Source organism: Oceanicaulis alexandrii DSM 11625, assembly GCF_000420265.1.
Taxonomy (GTDB): Bacteria; Pseudomonadota; Alphaproteobacteria; order Caulobacterales; family Maricaulaceae; genus Oceanicaulis; species Oceanicaulis alexandrii.
This window is the reverse complement of record NZ_ATUP01000001.1, coordinates 1732922-1759660: the sequence shown is the minus strand read 5'-3', so window position 1 is coordinate 1759660 and position 26739 is coordinate 1732922. Positions and strand designations below refer to the sequence as shown.

At 62.3% G+C, this 26739-nt stretch carries 22 protein-coding genes and 1 tRNA gene; 16 read left to right on the top strand and 7 right to left on the bottom strand.

What is annotated here, in order from left to right:
• Window positions 1-4: 4 nt before the first annotated feature.
• The gene (locus G405_RS0108555; RefSeq protein WP_022701101.1) at window positions 5-4912 is read right to left on the bottom strand and encodes an NAD-glutamate dehydrogenase; all 4908 of its coding nucleotides are present in this window, start codon (window positions 4910-4912) and stop codon (window positions 5-7) included.
• A gap of 189 nt (window positions 4913-5101) precedes the next feature.
• Between G405_RS0108555 and G405_RS0108550 the strand changes: the two genes are divergently transcribed.
• Complete coding sequence (locus G405_RS0108550) at window positions 5102-5791, top strand: SDR family oxidoreductase (protein WP_022701100.1); 690 nt, start codon at window positions 5102-5104, stop codon at window positions 5789-5791.
• A 798-nt stretch (window positions 5792-6589) separates the two neighbouring features.
• On the opposite strand, the gene G405_RS0108545 is transcribed toward G405_RS0108550, so the two are convergent.
• Window positions 6590-6664: transfer RNA gene (locus tag G405_RS0108545), tRNA-Gly, on the bottom strand.
• Window positions 6665-6805: 141 nt separating this feature from the next.
• Here G405_RS0108545 and G405_RS0108540 point away from each other — a divergent pair.
• From G405_RS0108540 to G405_RS0108520, 5 genes are all read left to right on the top strand, one after another.
• Window positions 6806-7327, top strand: a complete 522-nt coding sequence (locus G405_RS0108540) for a prolyl-tRNA synthetase associated domain-containing protein (protein WP_022701099.1) — start codon at window positions 6806-6808, stop codon at window positions 7325-7327.
• Between the two features lie 78 nt (window positions 7328-7405).
• Window positions 7406-8314, top strand: coding sequence for a thioredoxin (trxA, locus tag G405_RS0108535; RefSeq protein ID WP_022701098.1), 909 nt, complete (start codon window positions 7406-7408; stop codon window positions 8312-8314).
• An 83-nt stretch (window positions 8315-8397) separates the two neighbouring features.
• On the top strand, window positions 8398-9036 hold the full coding sequence (locus G405_RS0108530) for an LON peptidase substrate-binding domain-containing protein (protein ID WP_022701097.1): 639 nt from the start codon (window positions 8398-8400) through the stop codon (window positions 9034-9036).
• A gap of 34 nt (window positions 9037-9070) precedes the next feature.
• A complete protein-coding gene (locus G405_RS0108525) occupies window positions 9071-9268 on the top strand; it encodes a Trm112 family protein (RefSeq protein WP_028284665.1) in 198 nt (65 codons plus the stop codon).
• A gap of 3 nt (window positions 9269-9271) precedes the next feature.
• Window positions 9272-9628: a gamma-butyrobetaine hydroxylase-like domain-containing protein gene (locus tag G405_RS0108520; protein WP_028284664.1), complete on the top strand. Its 357-nt coding sequence runs from the start codon at window positions 9272-9274 to the stop codon at window positions 9626-9628.
• On the opposite strand, the gene G405_RS0108515 is transcribed toward G405_RS0108520, so the two are convergent.
• The gene (locus G405_RS0108515; protein ID WP_156861428.1) at window positions 9625-11346 is read right to left on the bottom strand and encodes a hypothetical protein; all 1722 of its coding nucleotides are present in this window, start codon (window positions 11344-11346) and stop codon (window positions 9625-9627) included. The two genes, G405_RS0108520 and G405_RS0108515, sit on opposite strands and share 4 nt — an antisense overlap.
• Before the next feature lie 145 nt (window positions 11347-11491).
• Between G405_RS0108515 and G405_RS0108510 the strand changes: the two genes are divergently transcribed.
• From G405_RS0108510 to G405_RS0108495, 4 genes are all read left to right on the top strand, one after another.
• Complete coding sequence (locus G405_RS0108510; RefSeq protein ID WP_022701095.1) at window positions 11492-12196, top strand: response regulator transcription factor; 705 nt, start codon at window positions 11492-11494, stop codon at window positions 12194-12196.
• The gene (locus G405_RS0108505; RefSeq protein WP_022701094.1) at window positions 12165-13817 is read left to right on the top strand and encodes a sensor histidine kinase; all 1653 of its coding nucleotides are present in this window, start codon (window positions 12165-12167) and stop codon (window positions 13815-13817) included. The genes G405_RS0108510 and G405_RS0108505 overlap by 32 nt, the downstream gene beginning before the upstream one ends.
• Before the next feature lie 138 nt (window positions 13818-13955).
• Entirely contained in the window at window positions 13956-14360 is a 405-nt protein-coding gene (locus G405_RS0108500; RefSeq protein WP_022701093.1) for a PTS sugar transporter subunit IIA, read from the top strand.
• A complete protein-coding gene (locus tag G405_RS0108495; protein ID WP_022701092.1) occupies window positions 14357-14629 on the top strand; it encodes an HPr family phosphocarrier protein in 273 nt (90 codons plus the stop codon). The genes G405_RS0108500 and G405_RS0108495 overlap by 4 nt, the downstream gene beginning before the upstream one ends.
• A 78-nt stretch (window positions 14630-14707) precedes the next feature.
• On the opposite strand, the gene G405_RS0108490 is transcribed toward G405_RS0108495, so the two are convergent.
• Window positions 14708-16591 carry an ICP22 family protein gene (locus G405_RS0108490; RefSeq protein WP_022701091.1) on the bottom strand — a complete coding sequence of 628 codons (1884 nt, stop codon included), beginning with the start codon at window positions 16589-16591 and terminating at the stop codon, window positions 14708-14710.
• Between the two features lie 278 nt (window positions 16592-16869).
• On the opposite strand from G405_RS0108490, the gene ahcY reads away from it, so the two are divergent.
• From ahcY to G405_RS0108465, 5 genes are all read left to right on the top strand, one after another.
• The gene (gene ahcY / locus G405_RS0108485; RefSeq protein WP_022701090.1) at window positions 16870-18288 is read left to right on the top strand and encodes an adenosylhomocysteinase; all 1419 of its coding nucleotides are present in this window, start codon (window positions 16870-16872) and stop codon (window positions 18286-18288) included.
• A gap of 112 nt (window positions 18289-18400) precedes the next feature.
• Window positions 18401-18967 carry a hypothetical protein gene (locus G405_RS16970; protein WP_156861426.1) on the top strand — a complete coding sequence of 189 codons (567 nt, stop codon included), beginning with the start codon at window positions 18401-18403 and terminating at the stop codon, window positions 18965-18967.
• The gene (locus G405_RS0108475) at window positions 18961-19470 is read left to right on the top strand and encodes an energy transducer TonB (protein WP_233346013.1); all 510 of its coding nucleotides are present in this window, start codon (window positions 18961-18963) and stop codon (window positions 19468-19470) included. Before G405_RS16970 ends, G405_RS0108475 begins: the two co-directional genes overlap by 7 nt.
• 63 nt (window positions 19471-19533) lie before the next feature.
• Window positions 19534-19983 (top strand): hypothetical protein, encoded by a 450-nt coding sequence (locus tag G405_RS16965; protein WP_156861424.1) that lies wholly within the window; start codon window positions 19534-19536, stop codon window positions 19981-19983.
• A 113-nt stretch (window positions 19984-20096) separates the two neighbouring features.
• Window positions 20097-22559, top strand: coding sequence for a sensor histidine kinase (locus tag G405_RS0108465; protein ID WP_022701086.1), 2463 nt, complete (start codon window positions 20097-20099; stop codon window positions 22557-22559).
• Window positions 22560-22571: 12 nt separating this feature from the next.
• Here the strand turns inward: G405_RS0108465 and bioB are convergent, their stop codons facing one another.
• Window positions 22572-23573 carry a biotin synthase BioB gene (gene bioB / locus G405_RS0108460; protein WP_022701085.1) on the bottom strand — a complete coding sequence of 334 codons (1002 nt, stop codon included), beginning with the start codon at window positions 23571-23573 and terminating at the stop codon, window positions 22572-22574.
• On the opposite strand from bioB, the gene G405_RS15480 reads away from it, so the two are divergent.
• Complete coding sequence (locus G405_RS15480) at window positions 23572-24009, top strand: VanZ family protein (protein ID WP_022701084.1); 438 nt, start codon at window positions 23572-23574, stop codon at window positions 24007-24009. The two genes, bioB and G405_RS15480, sit on opposite strands and share 2 nt — an antisense overlap.
• Window positions 24010-24088: 79 nt before the next feature.
• On the opposite strand, the gene G405_RS0108450 is transcribed toward G405_RS15480, so the two are convergent.
• Together G405_RS0108450 and G405_RS16515 are read right to left on the bottom strand one after the other, a co-directional pair.
• Window positions 24089-25699, bottom strand: a complete 1611-nt coding sequence (locus tag G405_RS0108450; protein WP_022701083.1) for an alanine/glycine:cation symporter family protein — start codon at window positions 25697-25699, stop codon at window positions 24089-24091.
• A gap of 118 nt (window positions 25700-25817) precedes the next feature.
• Complete coding sequence (locus G405_RS16515; protein ID WP_022701082.1) at window positions 25818-26711, bottom strand: dienelactone hydrolase family protein; 894 nt, start codon at window positions 26709-26711, stop codon at window positions 25818-25820.
• Window positions 26712-26739: the final 28 nt, after the last annotated feature.

Here is a 26739-nt window from a genome sequence, read left to right as displayed (position 1 = left end):
GCGGCTAGCCCTTGTCGACGGTCGCCGCGAGCTCACGCAATTGCGTCGAGCAGATCGCGACTTTCGACAGGGTCCAGCCGCCAGTGGCGGAGATTTCCTCCAGCGCCCGGTCGGCGCGCGCCACCATCAGCTTCTGAGACTCCGTCCAGGCGCCGACAACGTTCTCAGCCCAGTCCGCATCCGGCTTGCTCAGATCCTTGACCAGATCCGGCCGTTCCGCCTTGGCGTAAGCCATCATGCCCTCGCAGATGGCCTGCTGGCTGCCATACAGATCCTCGATCAGGCGGCGCATGGCCAACCGGTCCCAGTGCAGATTGGAGGAGAGCTGGTTGCCCGCCGCCCTGAGCTGATCAAACATGAAACGGGCGCCGACAGCGTGATAAAGCCGTCCCGCTGCAGCCAGAGGCCAGTCCACCGTTTTACCCAGATCGATCACGTCCGAAGACGAGGTGAGCGGACGCAACCGCGCCACGTCACGGGCGATGTCTTCAGGCGCGCCAGCCTCCACATAGGTCTGGAATCGGGCGTCCAGAGCCTCGCAGTCAAACGGGCTGGCGATCTCGGTCACCAGGGGTTTCAGCGCGTCCACGCCAGGTTGATAGGCTGCGATCACATCCGCAATCGGCAACGCCTCCTGCCCCAAAGTCCGCCGCGACAGCCAGTACGTCTGGCGGCGTAACAGGCGGATCACCTCGTCATGAAGCGCGATCTGGACTTCGGCCGGGGCCTTGTTGTCGAGCGCATTGATCCGGTCGCTATAATCCTTGAAGCGGAAAATGCACCGGCCCGCCTCAAAGGCGCGGGCGATCGCGGCGATGTCCGCGCTGGTGCTTTCGATGGCGCGGTTCACAAAGGTCGGGCCGCCCAGATTGACCATATCGTTAGCCAGACGCGTGGCGATGATCTCGCGCTTGAGCCTGTGGCCCTGCATAGCGTCGGAGAATTTCTCCAGCTTGTCAGGGAAGTAGGTCACCAGGGAGCGATTGAAATGCGCGTCATCGGGCACGTCCGATTCCACCAGCGCATCAAACAGCGCGATCTTGGCGTAGCTGATCAGAACAGCGATTTCCGGTCGCGTCAGGCCCTGGCCCTGATCCTTGAGCTCGCGGATCTGGTCAGGGGCCGGCAAGCCTTCAACCTTCCGGTCCAGACGTCCAGCCTGCTCCAGTCGCTCCATCAAACGTTCATGGGCATCGAGATCCTCGACCGCATGTTCCTTGGCGATGGTGATCGCCAGGGTCTGATCGTAATTATGCTCCAGCACATGGTCGGCGACCGTATCTGTCATCGACTCAAGCAATGTGTTGCGGTCTTTGAGCTTCATTGAGCCCTCACGCATCATCGGATTGAGCAAGATCTTGATGTTGACCTCGTGGTCCGAGCTGTCGACGCCCGCTGAATTGTCCACGAAGTCAGCGTTCACACGACCGCCATTGCGGGCGTATTCAATCCGCGCCGCCTGTGTGACGCCCAGATTGGCGCCCTCGCCGATCACTTTGGTGTTGAGTTCGTTGGCGTCTATGCGCAGAGCGTCATTGGCCTTGTCGCCGACCTGATAGTTCTGCTCGCTTGACGCCTTGATGTAGGTGCCGATCCCGCCAAACCACATCAACTCCACATTCGCCTTGAGCAAGGCGCGGATCAGATTTGTGGCCGAGGCGGTATTGCCGGTCAGCCCGGTCAGTTCGCGGATCTCATCGCTGAGCTTGATCGACTTGGCCGAGCGCGGAAAGATTCCGCCCCCCTTGGAGATCAGGGACTTGTCATAGTCCTGCCAGCTTGACCGGCCCAGCTCGAACAGGCGCTTGCGCTCCTGCCAGGTCTTTTCAAGATCGTTCGGATTGGGGTCGATGAAGATATCGCGGTGATCGAACGCGGCCACCAGCCTGATCTGCCTGGACAGCAGCATGCCGTTGCCGAACACGTCCCCCGACATGTCGCCCACGCCGATGACCGTGAAGGGTTCGTTCTGGATGTCCTTGCCCATTTCACGGAAATGGCGCTGAACGCTGACCCATCCGCCCCGTGCGGTGATGCCCATCTTCTTGTGGTCATAGCCCGCCGAGCCGCCCGAGGCGAAGGCGTCGCCGAGCCAGAAATCATACTCGTCCTGCGCCACGCCATTGGCCATGTCGGAGAAGGTGGCCGTGCCCTTGTCGGCGGCGACGACCAGATACGGGTCCTCATCATCCCAACACACCACATTGTCGGGCCGCTTCACGGCGTCATCGACAAGGTTGTCGGTGATATCGAGCAAGCCGCGCAGGAAGGTCTTGTACGCTTCCTGACCTTCCGCCAGCCAGGCGTCGCGGTCGCTGCGGTCGGGCAATTGCTTGGGATAGAAGCCGCCCTTGGAGCCCACCGGGACAATGACCGCGTTCTTGACCTGCTGGGCCTTCACCAGACCCAGCACCTCGGTGCGGAAGTCCTCGCGGCGGTCTGACCAGCGCAAGCCGCCGCGCGCAACCGGGCCGAAGCGGATATGCACGCCTTCAACGCGCGGGCTCCAGACGAAAATCTCGCGATAAGGCTTGGGGTCGGGCAGTTCGCGCACATCCCGACTGGAAATCTTCATCGATATCCAGGGCTTGGCCTGGCCGTTTTCGTCAGTCTGGAAGAAATTGGTGCGCAAGACGGCTTCGATCAGGCGCAGCATCCGACGCAGCGCCCGGTCATGATCCAGGCTCTCCACCCGCTCCAGAAGAATGCGGATGGCTTTGCTGACATCCTTGGCGTGGTTTTCCCGGCTCTCACCCCCAAAGTCGAGGTCAGGGTTGAACTTGGTGTTCACCAGCTCCATCAGACCGCGCGCGATCTCGGAGTTTTCCGCCAGCGCTTCTTCCTGAATGGCCTGAGACGGATCAAGGCCAGTCTGCTGGCGATAGCGCGCCACTGTGCGCAGGAACGCCGCTTCACGCCAGCTCACCCCGATGCCCAGCACCAGCTTGTTGAAGCCGTCATCCTCGGTCTGTCCGCCGAGCACGGCCAGCAGCGCGTCTTCAAACGCCCCCGCATCCGTTTCGATCTTGTCAGCGTTCTCATCGCCCAGCGAGGCTTCAAATTCATGCACCCAGACGATGTCTTCACCGGATTCAGAATGACGCCGAACTGAATAGCCCGCTTCCGCCAGCACGTGCAGGCCCAGATTTTCAAGCACTGGCATGACGCCCGACAGCGCCACCGGCTCCCCACAGCGATAGAGTTTCACCCGCAGCCGGTCATCGGCTTCGCCCTCAACGCGATAGGCGCGCGCAGCGGTCTGCCCGCGCGCAGTCACGTGCTCCATCCGGCCAATATCGGCCAGCGCCTCTTCGGGGCTGTAACGCTCGCGATAGCCGGCGGAATAGCCGTCCAGATACCGTGTCACCGCCCGGCGCAGATCCGCCTCGCCCGACGCACGCGCCACCTGGTGCAACTCGTCTTCCCAGGTCCGCGCCAGCGCGACGATCTCGCGGTCCAGCTCGGAGGGGTCAGGCTCGGGATGGTTGAACGGATCGAGCCCGATGATGAAGTGCACCCGCGCCAGAGGCGCGTCGCCAAATTGCGGGTAGAACGCCGACAGACGCCCGTTGAACGCCGCACGAATTTTCTCGCCCGCCAGCTCGCGGACTTTCGAATTATAACGGTCACGCGGCACGAACAGCAGGCAGGACACGAAGCGGTCAAACTGGTCGCGGCGCATGAAGAGCTTCGTGCGCGGGCGATCATGCAAGTGCAAAATGCCCAGCGAGATGTCCAGAAGGTCTTGCTCTTCAGTCTGGAACAGCTCGTCGCGAGGATAGTTCTCCACGATGTTCTGAAGCTTTTTCGCCGAGTGGGAGCCGGGCGCTTTTGCGGCCTTGTCGAGCACGCGGCGCACCTTGCGGCGGATCAGCGGCACTTCACGCGCCATCTGGTCATAGGCCTCGGCGGTGAACAGGCCCACAAAGCGGGTTTCGCCCACCACATTGCCATCCGCGTCATACCGTTTGACGCCGATATAATCCATGTAGACCCGGCGATGGACGCGGCTTTTCATGTTGGCCTTGGCCACGATCACAGGCGATGGCGCGCGCAAATACGCTTCAATCGCCGGAGACAGCATCATCGGTTCGGCGCTCTTGCGCAGCACCTTGCGCTCGGGATCGCGCAGCACGCCGCGGCCGGATTCCGACTTCACCTCGGGCTTGTGGGTCGCATCGTCGCTCTTGTCGAAATCAAACTGATAGGTGCGGCTGCCCAGAAAGGCGAAATGGTTGTCACGCAACCAGCGCAGGAAGGCGACGGCTTCTTCCTGTTCTTCCTTGGAGGCGGAAGTATTGGCGTTGGAGAGGTGGTCGATCGCGTCATCCATCTCCGCGCGCATGTCGTTCCAGTCCTCGACCGCGTCGCGAACATCGTCGAGCGTGGCGCGCACGCCCGCTTCAAGGCGTTCGCGCACATCGTCGCTGAGCAGGTCGAGATGCACCTGGATCATGGATTCGTTCAGGCAACGACCGCCTGATTGCACCCGCTCGCCATCCTCGCCGCGGCGCACCTGAACCACGGGGTGGAACATGGCCATGACGTCCAAGCCCTGGCTGGCGATTTCGCCCATCACCGAATCCACCAGGAAAGGCCGATCCTGGCCAATCACTTCGAGAATGTCTCGATCCAGGCTGCGCCCGTCGGCGCCATGGGCCGTGCGCACGCGGATCAGGATCTTGTCCGCAGCGCGATCCGCGCCGTATCGCCAGAACTCTTCAGCCAGCGAAATGGCGTCCTGCTCGCTCACTCCGGCAAGGTCGTCAGCAAGCGCATCCCCCCAAAGCTGATCCAGGAAACTGTCTGAATCCGGCCCGTTTTCCCCAAACGCCGCTTCAAACCGGCTGCGTGCGACCTTTAAAAAGGCCTCTCTGTCATAAGCGTGCCTGACGCTGACCACGGCGTTCATAATGGAGGGCTCCTGAAACGGAATAAGGGTGGACGGTGGACCATGTTCATCGAAAAAGCATGAACATATGTTTCGCAGCCTACTCCCCGCTGCGCTGGGTTCAAGCGGTACTGAGCGGCTAGACCTGCAATCATGCCTGTGCTTGATTCCAGGCCAACAAAACAACAGATTTCCGTATCGGAGACGACCATGCCTCACGCTCTCATCACCGGCGCCAATCGCGGCCTGGGCCTTGAGCATGTCAGCCAACTTCTTAAGCGCGAATGGACCATCAGCGCCGCGGTGCGCGACCCCGAGAGCGCCGATGCGCTCAAGGCGCTCGACCCCGGCGACGGCCGACTGAACATCCTGGCCTATGACGCAAGCGATCTGAACGCCGCCAAGGCGCTCAAGGAAAAAGTGACGGGGCAGATCGACATCCTGTTCGCCAATGCCGGCGTCATGGGACCGAAGGAACAAGCCTTCGGTGAAGCGGCCAATGACGGCTTTCTGGACACCTTCCGCGTGAACACCCTGGCGCCGCTGGCGCTGGCGGAAGCGTTCGCCGATCAGGTGGCGCAAAGCCAGCTCAAGGTGATCGCCCTGCAATCGAGCCGCATGGGCTCCATCGCCGACAATGACAGCGGCGGCCGGTACGCCTATCGCGCCTCCAAGGCGGCGCTGAACGCGGTTGGCAAATCGCTCAGCATCGACCTCAAGGACAAGGGTGTCGTCGTGCTGACCCTGCATCCGGGGTGGGTGCGCACCGATATGGGCGGGCCGAACGGCCTTTTGACCCCCAGCGAAGCTGTCAGCGCGCAGCTTGACCTGATCGCTCGCGCCAACCCGGCGATGAGCGGCCGCTTCTTCCATATCAGTGGCGAAGACCTGCCCTGGTAGGAAGCGCGCGCTTTACCGACATGAAAAACCCCGCAGCCAGAGGCTGCGGGGTTTTTTATGGAAGCGGCGCCGCCGGACGGGGACAGGCATGTCCAGCGGCGCCTGCAGGCCTCATCGGGCAGGCTGGGGGGACGCACTCTGAGGCCTGTAAAGCTTCGCTGACAGGTTTCAGCGAATCTCGTTCATCATGAGCTGATGTAGAGACCATTGCCCGAAGCGCAAGCGGCGACGAGGCTGACAGTCAGAAAAATTCCAGTTGCGATCACCAGTGAAACGGCGCGGGCCATGGTTGAACCTTCTTTCTTTTCTTGTTTTCGGCGTGAAGCCGATTGGCCAAGGACAGCGCGAGGAGGCCGGAAAACGCAGTTGCGCTTCGAAGCCTTCCGGTTGGGGAGGAGACCGGTGGGGGACCCCGATCCGTCCTTGGCGAATTCACATATGGGCTGCGGCCGCGGTCATTGCCACACACATGGGCTCACGCTTGCGTGAAATGTGTGTTTCCGGATCAGCAATACTGCGACCAGGGATGGGGCGGAGCGGATCAAGCCGTAGGCGGTCCAGAGGGATTGGGGGCCATTTGACGCCTTGGGGGAAGGCTGACGATTTGATCCGCCCCGACAGTCCATCCTGTAGGGACAGGCAGGTCCAGAAACGCGGCGCCATTGTATGATGGCGCCGGTCGCCAGATCTGCATCCGCCTCAAACGCGTTTCGCCGGCCCAAGGGCCGGCGACTGGGGACTTGCCCGGGCATGACGCCCGGCTGCAGGTGCAAGTCTTCTCATGTCGTCTGAAGAAAATGGAGCGGGCGATGCGATTCGAACGCACGACCCTCACCTTGGCAAGGTGATGCTCTACCCCTGAGCTACGCCCGCTCACTACCTGCGTACAGGGTCCGGCTTGCGCCGAGGCCGGGTATATCGCTTATCGAAGGTCGTTTTGCAAGCCCGTCCTGTACAGCTTTTGCAGTATATGAGCAGCTTGCCTGATTTCTTGCATCCTGCTGAGCTGACGCCATGACCCAGACGCCCCCGCTTCCCGCCCGCCCCGCCTCGCGACAGGCCTTGTTTGAGTATCTGGACGCGCTCGGCATCCCTCATGACACGCGCGACCATGAGCCGGTCTTCACCGTCGACGAAGGCGAAGCCCTCAAGGCCGACATGCCAGGCGGGCACACAAAGAATTTGTTCCTCAAGGACAAGAAAGGCGCGTTGATCCTGATCTCGGCGCTGCAATCCACCCAGATCGCGCTCAAGCACCTGCACAAGATACTGGATTGCGGGCGCTTATCCTTCGGCAAGGCCGAGCTATTGGAAGACGCTCTTGGCGTGACGCCAGGATCTGTGACCGCCTTCGCCTTGGTCAATGACCCTGATCGCAAGGTCCGCTTCATTCTCGACCAGGCGTTGATGGCGCACGAGATCGTCAACTTCCATCCGCTGAAAAACGACGCCACCACGGCCATTCGCTCAAATGATCTGTTGCGGTTTCTCACCTCGCTGGGCCGAACTCCTGAAATTGTGAAGCTGGACGGGTGATCGCCCGCGCTTGCATCCCGGCGCTGGAGCGGCCACCTAGGGGTAAAGCGTCATTCGCTCCCTGCTGGAGACCTACAGATGGAAAATTTTGGAACAAACAGCCATCAGGCGCCGGCCGGCGCCGATCTGGTCAAGGATGGCACCGACCAGACCTTCATGAACGATGTGATCGAACCGTCCAAGGACGTGCCGGTTCTGGTTGATTTCTGGGCGCCCTGGTGCGGACCGTGCCGCCAGCTGGGACCCACGATCGAACGCGCCGTCACCAAGGCGGGCGGCAAGGTCAAACTCGTCAAGGTCAATATTGACGAGAACCCTGGCATCGCAGGCCAATTGCGCATCCAGTCCATCCCGGCCGTCATCGCTTTCATGGACGGCCAGCCGGTGGACGGCTTCATGGGCGCCCTGCCCGAAAGCCAGGTCAATGACTTCATCAACCGCATGACGGGCGAAGTTTCCGAAGAAGAGGTGGCGGCCCTTGTGGAGCGCGCTCAGGAGGCCCTGAGCCAGGGCGACATGGGCGGCGCGGCACAAGACTTCGCCACCGCTCTTCAGATGGATCAGGAGAACGCCGACGCCATCGCCGGTCTGGCCCGCGTGCATCTGGCGGGTGGCGATCCGGTTCAGGCCAAAGCCATTCTGGACAATGTGCCAGAGACCTTGAAATCCGCTCCGGCCATAGCCGCCGTACGCGCGTCAATGGAACTCGCCGGCGAAGCCCAGGATGCGCCGGAAGTCAGCGAGGCGGAATCAGCGGTTCAAAGCGCACCCAACGCCGAGACCTGGCATACGCTGGGTCGCGCGCGCCTGGGTGCAGGCGATATGGACGGCGCCGCAGACGCGCTTCTTCAATCCATTGCGATAGATCGCGACTTCAATGACGCCGCCGCGCGGCAATTGCTGTTACGAGTGTTTGAATCCGCCGGCGCAGGCTCCGAGCTGGCCAAGAACGGCCGCCGCCGCCTCTCCTCCATCCTGTTTTCCTGACCTGAACATCAGGGCCGCAGCGCTAGACTGCGGCCCTGATCGGGCTATCTGGGGAAATACGACAGCAGGAAAAGCGACCGGCCATGTCCCAGATCATCAACCCGCCGAGCGAGATCAAACTCTTCCCCATTCGCGGCTGTATCCTGCCGCCGGGAGAGCATCTGCCGCTCAACGTCTTTGAGCCGCGCTATCTGAACATGGTGGATGACGCGCTGGCCGGCGACGGGTTCATCGGCGTCATCCAGCCCACGCCCGGCGGTCAGTCCGACAAACCCACGCTGGAGCGGATCGGCGGCGCGGGACGCATTGTCAGCCATCAGGAAACGTCCGACGGCCGCTATCTGATGGTGCTGGAAGGCGTGATGCGCTTCGCCGTCGATGAAGAGCTGGATTTGCGCACACCCTATCGTGTCGCGCGCGCCGATTACCGCCCCTTCACCCAGGATCTGGTCGAGGCCCACCTCACGCCGATGATCGAAGTGGCGGGCCTTCTGGATCGGTTGCACGCCTATTTCGACCTGGTCGGGATTGAAACCGACTGGCCGGCGCTGGAACAGGCGCCGCTGTCTCTGGTGATCAACAAGACCGCCATGGCCGCGCCCTTCGATCCTGCCGCCAAGCAACGTCTTCTGGAAGCAAGCTCCATCCCCCAGCGCGCGGAGCTGCTCGACAGTCTGATGCAGGACAGCCTCAGCCAGGCCTCTAGCGGCTCGGCAGGCTAGACGCCCGCCAGAGGCCCGCGTAAGAAGTTGTGTCATGAGTGATGTGAAATCTGAACCCGCCGTTCTGGATCCCAAATTGCTGGAGATCCTGGTCTGCCCGGTCAGCCGCGGCCCGCTCGAGTATGATCGCGAGGCCAATGAGCTGGTCTCCAAACAGGCCCGGCTCGCCTATCCGATCCGCGAAGGCGTGCCGATCATGTTGCCTGAAGAAGCTCGCAATCTGGACGACTGATCCATGAGTGATCGCCCCTGGCCGACCCGTCTCAGCTTCAAGGCGTCAGACGGCGTGCTGGACATCGCCTATGACGACGGGGCGCGCTTCGCCATCCCGTTCGAGCTGCTGCGCGTCGAAAGCCCGTCGGCTGAAGTGCAGGGACACAGCCCAGATCAGAAAAAACTGGTTCCCGGCAAGTCTAATGTCCGGGTCATGTCCGCCGATACGGTGGGCCGCTACGCCGTCCGGCTGAGTTTTGACGACGGTCATGACAGCGGCATTTTCTCCTGGGACTATCTGCGCGAGCTGGGCGAGAACAGCGACACTTTGCTGAGCGCCTATAAAGACCGGCTGAAAACTGCGGGCCTGCCGCGCTAGGCGGCTGTGCCCTCTTCAGGCGTGCCTTGAGTTTCAGGCGGCGCCAGTTGCGCCAGCAATTGCTGAACCGCCAGCATTTTCTGCTCGCCCCCCGGAGACGCCGCCGCGACACGGCCCTCATCGCTTTCCATCATGCGCACCGCACGCGCCTGCGCATCGTACCGACACCGGCCTTCGGGCAGCAGGCCCGTGGCTGCAAGCTTAAGCAGCGCCGCCGCCCGGTCCAGAACTGGCGCGTTGGACCCCGCCACACGGTCCATGACCTTGGTGGCGTCCAGAATCGCCAGTCCCAGCGTATCAAACGCCTCAACCAGTTCGCGCTTGTCCGCTTTGGGAAAGCCGCCCTTCATGGCGCGCGCCTGCAGGCTGGTGACCTGCGACAGGCGTTCCAGCGGCTGGCCCGCGCCGCGCAGGAAGAAATTGACCGTCGTGTTCGCCTGAACCTTGCCGCGGATATAGCTGGCGAGCTTCTTCTTGTTCTCCTCGCCCACCAGATGGTCTTCCATGGCGAACAGGCGCTCGATCTGGTCCACCGGCGTATGGGCGCCTGACAGAGCTTCCTCGATGGCGTCCGGCTGTAGCAGACGGGCCGAGCGGTGCGTGAACGCTTCCACGAGCGCATCGGGATTGAGGTTGAGATTCTGCCCCGCTGACACGATCAGGCGCTGGGCGAGTTTACGCGCCAGTTCGATCTCAGCCATCACCGACCGAGGGCGGAACCGCTTGGGCGCGCGCAGTTTTTCCAGAATTTGCTGGGCCAGCTCATTATGCGCAGCCGGTAAGGAGGCCTGCTTGATCTGGCTGGCGAGCCGACGCGCAGTTTCCGGCGCACGGCTCAGGTCCGGACTGTCTGGCGCGCCTTCATAAATCCCGGTCAGGCGCAGGACCTCGTCACCCAGATCCACCGTGTCGCCCAGAACCCGGCGCAGGGCGGAATCAAAGGACAGGATTTCCGCCATGAAGGCGTCCGTATGCGTCGCCGCCAGGGCACGCGCCTGCGCGTCTTCCGGCAGGTCATCATGCATGTCGAGCAGACGGCGGACCTTCTCGCCCATGTCATAGGATTCAGAGAGTTGATCCGCGATGGCGCGGCGCATCTGTTTTTCCGGCGCAGACTTGCCGGCCACCAGGCTGGCGGTCTCGGCAAAGGATTTGCCGCGGGGCGGCTTGCCGCCCGCCTTTGCTTCCTTGCGCGACTGTTCAATGCCGCGCTGGACCAGTTCGGTGATCAGACGCACATAGGCATGCACCGAGGCGTCGCTGTTTTGAGCCCGCGCGATCGCGACTTTCTGGATCGCGTGCTGCAAATCGGTGTCGGAACCGTCCAGTTGTTCGATCAGGTCCGGTCTGTGCAACAGCTCCATCGGGCAAACCTGGGAGCGTTCAAGCCAGTCCGACAGCGCCCGGCGCAGCGTATCGCGCGCTGCAGGCCCGGACAGATCGTCCGGCGTCAGGCACGGAATGCTGGCTTCGGCCGGCTTCTCATCGCCCGCATATTTTTCCGGGCCGACTTCAAAGATCGATCCGCCCCGAAAGCCCCCCGATTCCGCATCCCAGACTTCACGCACCACGCGGATCGACCCGCTGGAGTGATTGGTCTGCAGCTTCTTGGCCAGCCCCATGGCCGCATTACGATCCTTCAGCGCCTCGACCAAGGTCCAGGAAGCCTTCACGTTTTTCTTCAGAAAGACCTCGTAATGGACGTCTTCGTGCGCCATTTCCGCCTCATTCCCCAGCAGTTTCGGATAGTAATGCACTACCGGCCTTAACCCTAGGTAACCATGTCTTTGCTTGATCTCGCGCAACAAATAGTATGAAGCGCTACAGACATCGGTTTGACCGAGAGAAGACAGGATACGAACGATGGCGACCATCGCCCTTGTGGACGACGACGAGAACATTCTGACCTCCGTTTCCATGTTTCTGGAAAATGAGGGCTATGACGTGCGCACCTTCACCGACGGCGCCGAGGCGTTGCCGCATCTGAGCGAAACGCCGCCCGATCTGGCGATCTTCGACATCAAGATGCCGCGCATGGATGGCCTGGAGCTGCTGCGCCGCGTGCGCCAGTCCTCCAACCTGCCGGTCATCTTCCTCACCTCAAAGGATGGTGAGTTCGATGAGGCGCTGGGGCTTGATCTGGGCGCGGATGATTACATCGCCAAGCCCTTCTCCCATCAGCTGCTGGCGCGCCGGATCAAGGCCGTGCTGCGCCGCGCCCAGGCCGATCCTGCAGGCGCGGAAGGCGGAGAGACCGGCGAGCACAAAGTCATCGAACGCGGCCAATTGCTGCTCGACCCCAACCGGCACGCTTGCAGCTGGGCCGGAAAGCCAGTGCGTCTGACCGTCACTGAATTTCTGATCCTGCATGCGCTGGCCAACCGTCCCGGCTTTGTAAAAAGCCGCGACAGCCTGATGGACGCGGCCTATGACGATCAGGTCTATGTGGATGATCGCACCATCGACAGCCACATCAAGCGCATCCGCAAGAAGTTCCGCGACGTGGACGACACATTCGACAGCATTGAGACCCTGTATGGCGTCGGCTACCGTTATAAGGAGGCTTAAGGTCGCGCGTCGCGCCGTCCTGCGCCTGTCCGCCCAGCTCAAACCGCTGTTGTTGTCACGTCTGGGCGCCACCATCATCCTGACCAATCTGGTGGCGTTGAGCGTTGTGATCGGCGGCATGTTCGCCATCACCGAGAACCGGCGCGGGCTGGTGGACGCCAAGGTGGATTCGCTCTCCGCCCAGGCTGAAATTATCGCCAACATCATCACCGAGACTGCGGTCTACGGTGATGCGCCCGGCCCTGAAATGGATCGTGACGCCGCGCGCGAAGTGCTCAGGCGCTTGTCAGGGCTCTATGTGCCGGACGAGACGCGCGCCCTGCTGCACGCCCCGGGACCTGTGCGCATTGCCGATTCCGACCTGATCGCGGGCGATGTGGACCAGATCGAACTGCCGCCGCTGGACGGGCGGCCGGACACCCCCCTGACGGCCCTGCAGAACGCCTCCCGCTCCTTGATGGAGCAAATCGGCCAGATGTTCCTGTCTTCTGAAGACCGAACGGCGCTAGACCGGACTTTGGCCGATGAGGTGCGCGAAGCCTTTCAGACCGGTGAGGCCCAGTCCGGCGTGCGCCGCGACCCTGACGGCGGGCGCGTGGTGTCCGTGACCATTCCCATTCAACTCATTCAGGCGGTCGTCGGCACCGTCACCTATGAATCGTATGATCTGGACGCCCTGATCGCACAGGAACGCGCCGCCATCCTGCCTTATGTGCTGGTGGCCGCGTCGGTTTCGCTGGTCATGGCGCTTGTGCTGACCGTTCAGATCGCCTGGCCTGTGCGGCGGCTGGCCGAGGCGGCGCGCGAAGTGCGCCTGGCCGGCGGGCGGCGCGTGCCCCTGCCCGACATGAAAGGCCGCCGCGATGAAATCGGCGATATGGGACGCGCCTTCACCCAGATGACCAACGCGCTTTATGATCGACTGGACGCCATTGAAGCCTTCGCGGCGGACGTGTCGCACGAGATCAAGAACCCGCTGACCTCGATCCGCTCCGCCTCTGAAATTCTGCCGCTTGCCAAGGACGACGCTAAACGCGCCCGGCTGATCGACGTGATCCAGCATGATGTGAAGCGGCTGGACCGGCTGATCACCGACATTTCAAACGCCTCGCGTCTGGACGCCGAGCTGGCGCGGGAAGATCTGGAGACGATCGATCTCGCTGTCTTGCTCAATGATCTCGCCAGCCTTCAGAACGACCCTGACGCCAAGGCGCCGCGCGTCACCGTCAGTCACACCGCTGACCGGCACTGGGTGCGCGGCCATGAGCATCCGCTCAGCCGGGTCTTCATCAACCTGATCGAGAACGCCATCACCTTCTCCCCCGCAGACAGCGTGGTGAAAATCACTATCGAACGCGGTCCGGGGCAAACCCATCAGGTTCGGGTCGAGGACAACGGGCCGGGCATTCCCGAAGACAATCGCGAAGCCATTTTTGATCGTTTCTACACCCAGCGCCCCAAGGGCGCGGCTTTTGGCGCGCATTCCGGGCTTGGCCTCGCCATTGCGCGCCAGATCGTGACCGCTCATGGCGGACAGATCGAAGCTTCAAACCGGCTCGATGATCAGGGCGTCGTCCTTGGCGCCTGCTTCACGGTGACACTGCCTGCCTATATCCGATAAGTATGTGTGGCGCGAAAACGGCGCCTGTCATCCTCGTGCAGCAGACTGTTGCAGGCACGTCGCACAGGGCTTTCGCCCGACGCAAAACCGGGTTTACATGGGCGGGATAACTTTCCGTCTGAGGACCAGTCTCACACCATGATCGGCATTGTCGTCGTCACTCACGGCCGTCTCGCTGACGAACTTGTCGCCGCCACTGAGCATGTGGTCGGCCCGCTTGAAGCCTGCAGCGCCATTTCCATCGGTCCCGATGATGATATGGAGCGCCGTCGCGATGATATTCGCGAAGCGGTGGAGAAGGCGGATCAGGGCGAGGGCGTGATCATCCTCACCGACATGTTCGGCGGCACGCCGTCAAACCTGTCCATCTCGCTGCTTGAAAAAGGGCGAGTGGAGGTCATCGCCGGCGCCAATCTGCCCATGCTGATCAAGCTGGCCGAGGCCCGCTCCCGGCTCGACATGAACGCGCTGGCGGAAAGCGCCAGTGAAGCAGGCAAACGCTATATCGCCGTCGCTTCCCAGATCCTGGATGGCGCGGCGTGACCACTGAGCGCACGGTCACGATCTGCAATCAGCGCGGCCTGCACGCCCGCGCCTCCGCCAAATTCGTCGCTGAAGCCGCGCGCTATGACGCCGATATCAGCGTCTCTCGCGACCATGAGCAGGTCAGCGCGGATTCCATTATGGAATTGCTGATGCTCGCCGCCGGTCCCGGAGTGCAGATCACCATCAAGGCGGACGGGGATGACGCCGCAGAGGCGGTCGATGCGCTCAGCGCTCTGGTCGAATGCGGATTTGACGAAAACGACTAGGTCGACCCGGCGCGCATGAAAAACGCCGCCGGGCTCTCCCGGCGGCGTTTTTCATGATGTGTCGCAGGCTTGCCCGGATCAGGCGTCTTCATCCTCTTGGGACCGGCTCGGCGCTGGCGGCGCGGGCGGCGCCGGCGGCACGACCGGGTTGGAAAACAGTGACAGGACCCGATTGGTCAAGGGTGCGCTAGGCCGCAGCTCGCGCGTTTCACGTGTGGTGGGTTGCGCCGAAGCCATTGCAGTGTCTGTGCTCTCTTCCGCCGACGGCATGGGCGGCGGCGAGGGCAGCACGATGGCGCGCGCGGCGTAACGCGGATCATTCTTCATCCGCTCTGCTTCTTCCGCATCCAAACCGGCGAGTTCGACCTCATCTTCCGGCTTGTCCTCAGACGCCCCGGCATCAAGCTCAGTCTCTGGAAGAGCCAAGGCAGGCTCAGCCTCTTCTGCGACTTCTGAAGTCAGAGCATCCGCTTCAGCGCTGGTTTCAAGCTCCGTTTCAAGCTCGGCCTCGACCTCAACGCCGTCATCGGCTTCATCTGGCGTGGCGTCATCGTGCACAGCTTGCTGATCCTCAGCGAGGACAGCAGCATTCGCAGCGCCTTCTTCCGCGCCAACATCCGTCTCATCTGCAGCCGGCGCTTCGGCCACAGAACCCTCATCAATCGCGTCGCCCTCTGAAAGCGCCGGCTCGGCCTCTTTCATATCCGAGCTTACGACCTCGTCTTGCCGCTCAGCCTCAGACTGAGGCTCGTGCGTGACCTCAAGGTCTCCATCCACGGTCTCTGAAACCGTCTGCGTCGCATTGACGACGTCCTCTTGATCGTCAGTGGAGGACTCCGCGCTCTCTTCCAAGGTCGGCGCTTCGTCAGTCTGTGCCGCATCAGCCTGCATCTCAGGCTCCGCGTCTACGGCGCCCGCGTCATCTTCAGACGAGCCTGGAGCCGGCTCATCAGCGGTCTCCATCCGGGGCTCTTCACCGGTTTCACTCAGCGCCGCGCTGACCGGGGCCGCGACCGCACTCATCGCAGCCGTGTCCTCTGCGGCCTCTTCGGAGACTTCCGCCACTTCAGGCTCGACTTCGGGCTCTTCCGTACGTGCGATGGTCTCTTCCGGCGCATGACGCTGAAGATGATCGGCCAGAAGCGCAATGCGCCGCTCAAGCCGCGCAGCGTCGCGAATACGGTTGATCACCCCGCCAACCATGAAGATGACGGCGGAAACGCCATAAGCGATGACGGCGTAACCCGCTGCGGCCTCGAGCCCGCCCAGCCCCAGAGCCGCCGCGGCGACCAATCCCACAAACAGCGGCGCCCAGAGCAACCGCCAGGAGCGCGTCGCGAACACCACCAGCGCCCCCAGACCAGACAAGGCGTAAAAGACAATCTGATCGGCCTGCTCCGCCATGGACGGGACAGACTGCGCAATAAGCGCGCTGACGGGGCTGACAGTTTGCGAAAAGCTCCAATTGCCCAGATCGGGCAGAGCGCCAAGCGCCAGCGCAAAGATATTGAAAGAGGGCGCGACGCCGAAGAGGCTAGGGTCCACTTCCACGAGGAAGGTGCGCAGATACGGCCAGACCATCACCATGGCGGCGAGCGCGAACAGCAGAACCGTCAGGAACCAGTTGACGTTGCGGGCGACGCCGGCGCGAGACAGCATGGCGCTGGCGCCGGGATGGGTGCGCGACCAGCCCTGACGGGTATGATTGACGACAGCGACCGGGCGTGAACGCCGGGACGGCCCGGTCTGCATGCGCAGAACAGACGCCTGATCTCCGGCCTCAAGCGCGAAATCACGATCCATGACGCGCACAGTATGTTTGGCTCCGTCATAATCGGTCAGGCTGTGCTCATCGGCGCGGGCGCGCGGATCGGACCCGCTCACCTCACCGGCGGCGGCGTAGAAATCCAGCGTCTTACGTCCAAAATGCTGGCTCGCATAAGCGGTCGGCAAATTCGCCATTTCAACAGTCCCCTCAGTCCGTCGCACAGGTCCGCCGCCCCTCGGCGTCTCCTGCGGCCATGCCGCATGAACCCATATCACGGGTCCTGAGCAAAAATCTTACCATAAAGTTTATACAGATTTAGGACCTTTTTAAGAAGTCGGGGGTTTTTCCTGCCGATTCATGTTCAATACGCCAGATGGTTTGCCCGTTTTGGGACGCGTGTTAAGAGGTGCGCTGTCCCAAATGGAACCATCAGGCTCTGACCTGTTCGAAGTCAAAAACAAGGCGCCTTCCCATGACCCTGCTCAATGCCGCCAACACCGGCGACGATCGCTATGTCAAAGACCTCTCGCTGGCTCGCTGGGGCCGGCTAGAGATCGAGATGGCCGAGATTGAAATGCCCGGCCTGATGGCCCTGCGCGAAGAATACAAAGGCAAGAAGCCTCTGGCGGGCGCGCGCATCGCCGGTTCTCTGCACATGACCATCCAGACCGCGGTGCTGATCGAAACGCTCGTTGAGCTGGGCGCGGACGTGCGCTGGGCCTCGTGCAACATCTTCTCCACCCAGGACCACGCCGCCGCCGCCATCGCCGAGCGCGGCATTCCGGTTTTCGCCTATAAAGGCGAAACGCTGGAAGAATACTGGGAATATGCCGACGCCATCTTCCATTGGCCGAACGGCGAAACCGCCAACATGATCCTGGACGATGGCGGCGACGCCACCATGTACCTGCAGCTGGGCGAAAAAGCCGAAGCCGACCCGAACTTCCTGGGCGAGCCGAAATCGGAAGAGGAATCCTTCCTGTTCCAGACCATCCGCAACCGCATCAAGCTGTCGCCGGGCTGGTTCGCCAAGGCCAAGGCCGCGATCAAGGGCGTGTCTGAAGAGACCACCACCGGCGTGATGCGCCTGTACCAGCTGGCCAAGAAGGGCGAGCTGGCCTTCCCGGCGATCAACGTCAACGACTCTGTGACCAAGTCGAAATTCGACAACCGTTACGGCTGCCGTGAAAGCCTGGTGGACGCTATCCGCCGCGGCACCGATTTGATGATGGCCGGCAAGACCGCCGTCGTCTGCGGTTATGGCGATGTGGGCAAAGGGTCCGCTGAATCCCTGCGCAACGCCGGCGCCCGCGTGTCGGTCACCGAGATCGACCCGATCTGCGCCCTGCAAGCGTCCATGGACGGCTTCGCCGTGGTTCGCCTCGAAGACGTGATCAACGATATCGACATCGTCGTCACCGCCACCGGCAACAAGGACGTCGTCACCGTCGACCACATGCGCACCATGAAGCACATGGCGATCGTGTGTAATATCGGCCACTTCGACAACGAGATTCAGGTCGAGGCGCTGAAGAACTTCCAGTGGACCAACGTCAAACCGCAGGTCGATCTGGTCGAATTCCCCGACGGCAACAAGATCATCCTGCTGTCCGAAGGCCGCCTGGTGAATCTGGGCAACGCCAACGGCCACCCCAGCTTCGTGATGTCCGCCAGCTTCACCAACCAGGTGCTGGCCCAGATCGAGCTGTGGACCCGCGGCGATCAGTACGAGAACCAGGTCTACATCCTGCCCAAGCATCTCGACGAGAAAGTCGCCGCCCTGCACCTTGAAAAGCTGGGCGCCAATCTCAGCGAGCTGTCCACCGAGCAGGCCGAGTATATCGGCGTCGAGCAGAAAGGCCCGTTCAAGGCCGAGCACTATCGCTACTAGGCGCTAGTTACTCCTAAAGACGAGAAGCCCCGTCGGAGAGATCCGGCGGGGTTTTTTCTTGTCTGGCGGGAAGGCTGGCAGGATTATTGGGTCCCAAAGAAGAGAGTCTGCCATGCGATGGATCATCAGCCTGTTCGGTGCCGCCGGCCTCACGGTCACTCTGGCGCTCGTCATGATCCAGCTCATCGCTGTCAGCGACGAACGCGGCGGACGCGAGCTTGTCGGCTATGTGCCTTCGCGCATCGAGAATGATTGCGTACCCGATTTTGAAGTCTACCTCCTTCACTACCAGCATCCCCTCACGCTTCCCGAGGTTCGGGTCATCCTCTCACAAGAAATCGCGGCTCACTTTAGCCCAGTCAGTGACGAGCAGACTGACGAATGCGGCTGGCGGTCGGGACTTGTTCACTATTCAAATAGTTCGACGCATTCTTGTCCTGTAAAGATCGAGCTTCAAAGCGAAACTGTTTCAGTCCACTCTGAATCGGATGTCTGTTTGAATAACGCTGCACAACGCGCGTTGGGTAGGTACCTCACGTGTCTTTCAAGTGAGGATGCAGGAACATTCATAGCGCCTCTGAACATCAGCGGGGATGTGACCATACTCCATATCCCGCCGCCACAACGGGAACCTCGTCCTTCATTGGCCAGGCAGTTTGAAGTCGCGTCCCCTTGCTGAACAGGCATTGCGCCTTGCCCTTCCTGCGCTCACGGCACACTGTGCGCGCCATGCGCCTGATCCTGATCCCGACCCTTCTCGCCCTGTCGCTCTCGCTCGCCGCGTGCGGTTCGAGCCCGGAACTGAACCCGCTGGCAGATCCGCGACTTCAGCCCTTCATCGCCACGTCCGACATGCCCGTGCCGCCCAATGTGGAACGGGCGGCGAGTTCGGATCAGTGCGCGGGTGAGCCCTTGCGCGCGATAAACGCCAGCCTGCCCGCCTATCCGGCGCGCGGCTGGTCGCGCGGGCTGCAAGGCTGGTCCATTGTCCAGTTTGACGTCACTCAAGCCGGCGAGACCGAAAACGTGTCCGTCGCGCGCGGCGTGCCCGGCGGCAGTTTTGACCGCGAAGCCCTCCGCGCGGTGGAAGACTGGCGCTTCGCCCCCTTGAGCGAGGGCGCAAATCTTTATGGCTGCGTGGTGTTGTTTGAATTCACCCAAGGTGAAGTACGCATTCGATAAAGACTCCCCAAAAGGGTTTTTTATTTGCAATATCCCGCCCACAGAGATTCGGGGGGATTGATCATGAAAATACAGCTTATCGCGACCGTATGCCTGCTGGGGCTGGGTGCGTGCACGACACCGGACCGGGTCGATTTTGGCGGCACGTCGTATGTGCAGGCGGTTTCCGGACCGAGCCAACCCTGTGAGACCGCAAACCTCCGACGACAGAGCCGCGCCGAGCTGGTCTACCCCCCAAGCCTGATGGCGATCGCCTACGCCAACCAATCCAGAGGCTTCAGTTATACCGTGCCCCTGACCTTTGACGTTACGCCTGAAGGCCGGGCCGTGAATGTACGGTTTGCGGGCAATCCCGCTGATACGACCAACTCCGCCAAACGCGAGGCCATCTTCAACGCCGGTGAATCCCTGTCGGGCTACCAATTCGCCTGGCCCACTGGCAGCACGCCCGGTTACGCACTGAATTGCCGTCAGGAAATCAACTTCTCCACAAGCTACCAGACAACACCCTAAATCCGTTCAGCCTTCCCCATCGCATCACATTTCACCTTCCGGTAAGATGTGATTCGCACGTGTGCGCGTGTTCAGCGGGATAGCGCACCAGGCAATTGGGGATATGGCGCGTCATGACCGCAGCCGAACCGGTACAACTGGCCACTCTCATCGTCACAGGCGGCTCGGTCGCCTTCGCCCTGGCGTCCTCGGTCTGGGCTTACAGACTGACCGCCGGCGCCCGAAAGGCCCGCAAACTCTGGCGCGACCGCATCCTCGCCGCAGAAGACCGCGCCGAACGCAATGACAGCCTGTTCGCGGCGCATCCGGGCGTGGTGGTGGTCTGGGACGGGGCCCCGCAATCTGACGCCGAGCACTGGTCCGCCCCCAAGCTCTATGGGTCTCCCGCCGCCCTCGCTTCGCTGCTGCAATTCGCCGAGCTGAGCCAGACTGGCGGCCCCAGCGGTCAGATCGCGACCGACATCCTGGACAGCATTTCTGATTTCACCGCGCGCACCGCGACAGGCGAGACGACGAGTTTTCGTGACCGCGCGCGCGCCCTGATGGCGGACGGCGCCGCGTTTTCCCTGACCCTGTCCGGCCCGTCCGGTCGTCAGGTCCAGGTGGATGGCCGCCCCGCCGGCCGTCAGCTCGTGATCTGGCTGACCGACACCGCCCTGCGCCAGGCTGAAGGCGCCGCGCACAGCCCTGACGGGATCGGTCACGACGATCCGATCGGTTTCATGGACATGATGGGCCGCAATCCGGTTCCGGCGTGGCGCCTGGACGCCAAAGGCCGGCTGACCTGGGTGAACGCCGCCTATGTCAAAGCGGTCGAGGCCAAGGACGTGGCTGAAGTGATCGACCGGCAGGTGCTGCTGGAGCCCAGCCTGGCCGATCAGGCGCGCGACGTGCTCAGCGCCGCCGAAACCCGCACCGGCGCCCGCGGCGTGGTGCTGGCCGGCCAGCGCCGGGTGATGTCGGTGACCAGCTATCCCGTTCAGGGCGGCGTGGCGGGCTTCGCGGTGGACGTGACCGACGGCGAAGAAGCCAAAGCTGCGCTGAACCGGTTCCGGGAAGCGCATGACCTGACGCTGAACCATATGACCGAGGCGGTCGCGATCTTTGACCGCGCCAAGAAGCTGGTCTTTTACAATCAGGCCTTCACCCAGATGTTCAATGTGGAAGAGGCCTTCCTCAATGACCGTCCGGCCCATGGCGTCCTTTTGGACCGCTTGCGCGAGAAACGCCGCCTGCCCGAACAGGCCGATTACAGCCAATGGCGCACCGCCGAGCTGGCGCGTTATGAAGCGGCTCCGGGCTCGGAAGCCGAACCGGACGAGCTCTGGGCCTTGCCGGACGGGCGCACCTTGCGCGTCGCGCGCCAGCGGCACCCCATGGGCGGCCTGCTGGTGATTTTCGAAGACATGACCGACCAGCTGTCACTGCAAGCGCGCTACAACACCCAGATCAAGGTGCAACGCGCGACGCTGGACAAGCTGCATGAAGCGGTCGCAGTGTTCGGGTCGGACGGGCGTCTGAAACTGCGCAACGCGGCCTTTGAAACGCTGTGGAAGCTCGATCCCGATACGCTGGACGGCGTGCATTTTGACGATGTGGTCAGCGCCTGCCAGCCGCTTTATGACAACAGCGAAGCCTGGGGCCAGCTGAAAGCGCGCATCACCGATCCCAGCCCGGAATCGCGCAAGGCGATGACGGGTGAAATTCGCCGCGCCGACAACTCTGTCCTGACCTGGCTGACCCGACCGCTGCCCGATGGCGCGACCGTGATCGCCTGGGACGATATTACTGACAGCCGCCGCATTGAATCCGCCTTGCGTGACCGCGCCGAAGCGCTGGAGGCCTCAGAGCGGATCAAGACCGAGTTTGTCGAGCATGTGAGCTATCAGCTACGCACGCCTCTGACCACGATCCACGGCTATGCGGATCTGCTGGCGGGCGGCTTCGCGGGGGATCTGTCAGATCGTCAGAAAGAGCATATGGGCGCGATCCAGACCGCCTCTGGCCAGTTGGGCAAGCTGATCGACGATATTCTGGATATCGCCGCCATTGATGCTGGCCAGCTGGAGCTGGAGCTGGGCGATGTGAACCTGCACGCCCTGGCCGAGGAATCGTCTGAACTCATCGCCTCACGCGCCGAGCATTCTGGCATCAAGCTATCCCTCAACGCTGATCAGGACGCCTCTCTGGTCCGCGCGGACGCCAAACGCCTCAAACAGGTCTTCTACAACCTGCTCACCAACGCCATGGACCATGTCAGCCCCGGCGGCGCGGTGGAAGTGGGCGCAGACGTCACCGGCGAGGATGTGTCCATCTGGGTGGCCGATGACGGCGTCGGCATCGCGCCCGACCGTCAGGCGAAGATCTTCGAACGCTTTGAACGCGGCGATGGCGGCGGCGCCGGCCTGGGCCTGGCCCTCGTCAACGACATCATCCGGCTGCATGGCGGCTGGGTGGAGCTGGAAAGCGAGCCGGGCGAAGGCACGCGCGTGACCTGCCACCTGCCCCGGATCACTAATTCTCAATCCGCCCCCGAGCTTGACCTGCCGGGCAGCCATTCGCTGAGCGCGGAATAAGCCGGGCGGGCGTCAGGCGCCCGCCGGTGCAGGCCCGGCCTGATCGCCTTGCAGCCCCAGATCAGACAACAAGGACGCATCCGTGTTTTGATCCGGGTTCGGCGTGGTCAGAAGTTCATCGCCGACGAAAATCGAACCCGCGCCCGCCAGGAAGCACAGCGCCTGCAGTTCACGCGACATGGTCTCGCGGCCTGCTGACAGGCGCACCACGCTTTTGGGCATGATGATCCGGGCTGTGGCGATCGCGCGGACGAAATCGAGCCCGTCGAGCGGCTGAGAACCCGATAGCGGCGTGCCGTCCACATCCACCAAATGATTGACCGGCACGCTTTCAGGGTGGACCGGCAGGCTGGCGAGCTCGGCCAGTAGCCCGATGCGGTCGTCCTTGCTTTCACCCATGCCGATAATGCCGCCGCAGCAGGTCTTCATGCCCGCCGCGCGCACCTTGGACAGGGTGTCGATCCGGTCGTCCCAGGTGCGGGTGGTGATGATCTGCTTGTAGTATTCCGGCGAGGTGTCGAGATTGTGATTGTAATAATCAAGCCCCGCGGCCGCCAGGCGCTCGGCTTGTCCCTCGCCCAGCATCCCCAGCGTCATGCAGGTCTCAAGCCCCATCGCTTTGACGCGGCGGATCATGTCGTGGATTTTCGGCTCGTCGCGCTCTTTCAGCTCGCGCCAGGCCGCCCCCATGCAAAACCGGGTGGCGCCTTGATCTTTGGCCTCTTGCGCCTTTTTCTCGACCTCTTCGGGATCCATCAACTTGGACGCCTTAAGACCGGTGTCAAAGTGTGCGGACTGATTGCAATAGCCGCAATCCTCCGCGCAGCCGCCGGTCTTGATTGAAAGCAGGCGTGATTTCTGGACCGTATTGGGGCGATGTCCCCGGCGGTGCAGGCTTTGCGCGGCGAAGATCAGATCATTAAACGGCGCATCATGGATGGCGGCGACCTCGGCGCGCGTCCAGTCATGGCGCACAATGGCCAATTGGTCGAGATCGTTGAGAAGTTTGGACATGAGCGCCTCTGGACCTGTGCAAAACGACGGCGACGGTAAGAACCTCCTCTCCAGGCTGCAAGCCATGGAACTCAGTGTTTTGCAGGCGAGACTTGCCTTGCTGATCACCAGCGTCGCTATTTTCGGGCTGGCGCTTTTGCCCGCACACTTTGAAAGCCCCACCCTGTTCGGCGCGGACAAGATCAAGCATATGGGCGCGTTCGTGGTGCTGACCCTTCTGGCGCGGGCGAGCTGGCCGTTCTGGCCATTGTGGCGGCTGGCGCTGGGTCTCGCAGCTTTCGGCGCCGCCATCGAGTTGGCGCAGGGGCTCAGCGGCTTGGGGCGTACCGCGTCCTTCGCTGATCTTGTTGCGGACCTGATCGGGATCGGTCTCAGCTTCGCACTGCTCTGGGGCGTCCGGAAGCTGCGCGCAAAGAAACACACGACCGTCGCTTAATCCGTTTTTCGAATATGGCTCAAGAAAAACCCCCGGCGCCAAGCGCCGGGGGTTCAAGTCCATCAAATCAAGCTGAGTATTATTCGCTCGGTTTGCTGTCAGGTCCGGTCATGGACGGGTTTGACCCCTGCCCTTCTTCATCGGCCTTCTTGGTGTAGGCGATCACCACCCCTGACAAGAGCAGTATGGCGATCAGGTTTGGCGCCGCCATCGCGGCGTTGGCGATCCCGCCGAACTTCCAGATGAAGTCCACCTGCTGCAGCGCGCCGAAGAACACCATCACCACCCACATCAGGCGGAACGGCTTGGTCGCCCAGTCGCCGACCAGATAGGTCAGCGCCTGCTCGGCATAGTAGGACCAGCCCAGAATGGTGGTGAAGGCGAACAGCGTCAGACAGACCGCGATCAGGATGCCGCCGAACGGGATATGACTTTCACGGAACACCGCGGTCGTCACTTCCGACGCTTCCAGTTGCGATTGCCAGGCGAAGCCCACCGTCTCGGCGCCGTTCGGATAGGCGCCCTGAACCACCAGGATCACCAGCGCCGTCATGGTGCAGATCACGATTGTGTCGATGAACGTCCCCAACATGGCGATTTCACCCTGCCGCACCGGAGAATCCGTTTGCGAGGCTGCGTGCGCGATCGCCGTGGAGCCCTGACCTGCCTCATTGGAGAACAGGCCCCGCTCCACGCCAAAGCGCAAGGCGATCATGATCGAGGAGCCTACAAAGCCGCCCGTGGCGGCTGTGCCGGTAAAGGCGTCCGTGAAGATCATGCCGATCGCGCCCGGAAGGGCCGGAGCATTGAGCGCCAGAATGAACAGGGCGCTGATCAGATAGACCACAGCCATGAACGGCACGACCTTGCCGGCGAAGGAGCCGATGGACTTGATGCCGCCGATGATCACGATGAACACCAGAATGGCCAGGATCAGGCCCGGCACCCAGTTGGCGATCATCACCGTGAAGGCTTCTGCCGGCAGCTCGAAGCTCTGGCCAAGACGCTCGACCGTCACCAACTCTCCTGATTCAAGCGCCGCCTGAACCGTACAGGCCGGTGCATAAGCGTTGCCGAAATCACCGTTCACTTCGACCGCGCTGCGACCCACAGAGATCTGGCAGGGAATCGAACTGGAGAATGGCGCAGACGCTTCCGTCATCGCCTGGGTGATCGAGTTGGACTGGATCATGTTGCCGGTCGCGACGGCGGAGAACAGCGTGCCGACCGCAAACAAAACCGCCAGAAAGCCCCAGGGCTTACCCAGGCCGTTCTTGATGTAATACATCGGTCCGCCATGGACCCGGCCGTCTGGGTGGGTTTCACGATAGCGCACCGCCAGGCTGGATTCAGCGTACGCCGCCGCCATGCCGACAAGCGCCGTGATCCACATCCAGAACACGGCGCCCGGGCCGCCCAGAGAGATCGCTGTCGCCACGCCGGCGAGGTTGCCCGTACCCACCTGACCCGACAAAGCCGTGGACAAAGCCTGCCACGGGGTGATGTCACCCGCGCCGCCGCCGCCCTTGCGCCCGGCCCACAACTCGCCGAAAGCCGGGAAAAGCCGGCGCAGCGGCCGCAGCCGCAAACGGATCATGAAATAAAGGCCGGTGCCAAGCAGGAGCAGGATCATCGGCCCGCCCCAAATCGCCGCGCTGACCTGGTCAACTAGCGAGTAAAACTGTTCCATTGGTGTCGCTCCCCGAACACAAAGTCGCCGCAGACCTTAACGGGATGAGCGCAAAATCAAAGCGTTCCTTCAGCACTGAAGGGTTACATGACCGTTATAAATGCACGAATTGTGGATTTCAGGACGCGGTTTTTGAACGGTTGAGCCCAAGTTTCAGCCGCCGACGCATGAAATCCACGAACCGGCCTTCTGTCTCCTGCGTCGCCTGGGCGTCGTACCGCAGCGTTGAGTCCGGATGATGGTCAGGCTCGTCAAAGGCGTGGGTCACGCCGCCCAGAACCGACCAGCTGACCGGCGCGCCATGTTGCCTGGCGCGCATGAACACGACCGAGGCGTCCGCTTCGCTGGCCATGGTATCACGTTCCACCAGAACCGCTTCAACCGGAATGGAGGACAGCCAGTCATTGCGCACCGCCAAAGACGGCCCGCTGACATAAGGATAAACGAGGAAGACGCCTGTCACGCCCGCAAACGGATGTTCAGGCGCATCCGCCAACCCGTCTGGCGGTCGCTTCATCTGCGCCAGCGTCAGCGCGTCCAGAAGCGTCCAACCGCCATGGCTCCACCCCGCCAGCGCCAGACGGGCAGGGTCGATCCTGCGGTCCTGGCGGACAAGCTCCAGCGCAGCATAGACATCCGCCGCCCGTTCGCGCCCCCACAGCCGGTGACCGGTGCAGACCTGAGCCAGCGCCTCTTCATATGAGATGTTTCGGGCCCGCAGGCTGTCCACGATCACCGCAGCGACGCCGGATTTCACCGCCAGCGCCGCGTAATTTTCCGTCACCTGACGCACGCCGCCGCAGCCATGAAACAACACGACGGCCGGGAACGGGCCATCGCCTGGCGGATAGGACACCCGCACATACGGCTCTAGAAAAGCGACATGATCAGCGAAAGGCTTGCGCGCCAGATGCTGGCCGCGCAAACGCCGGTACAAAGACCAGGCGATGTACAATGCGAACGCCAGCACGCCCACGCCCGCCAACGCCAGAACCCAGATCAGCTTGTCCATGAAGGCTCGCCCCTGATGATCACGATAC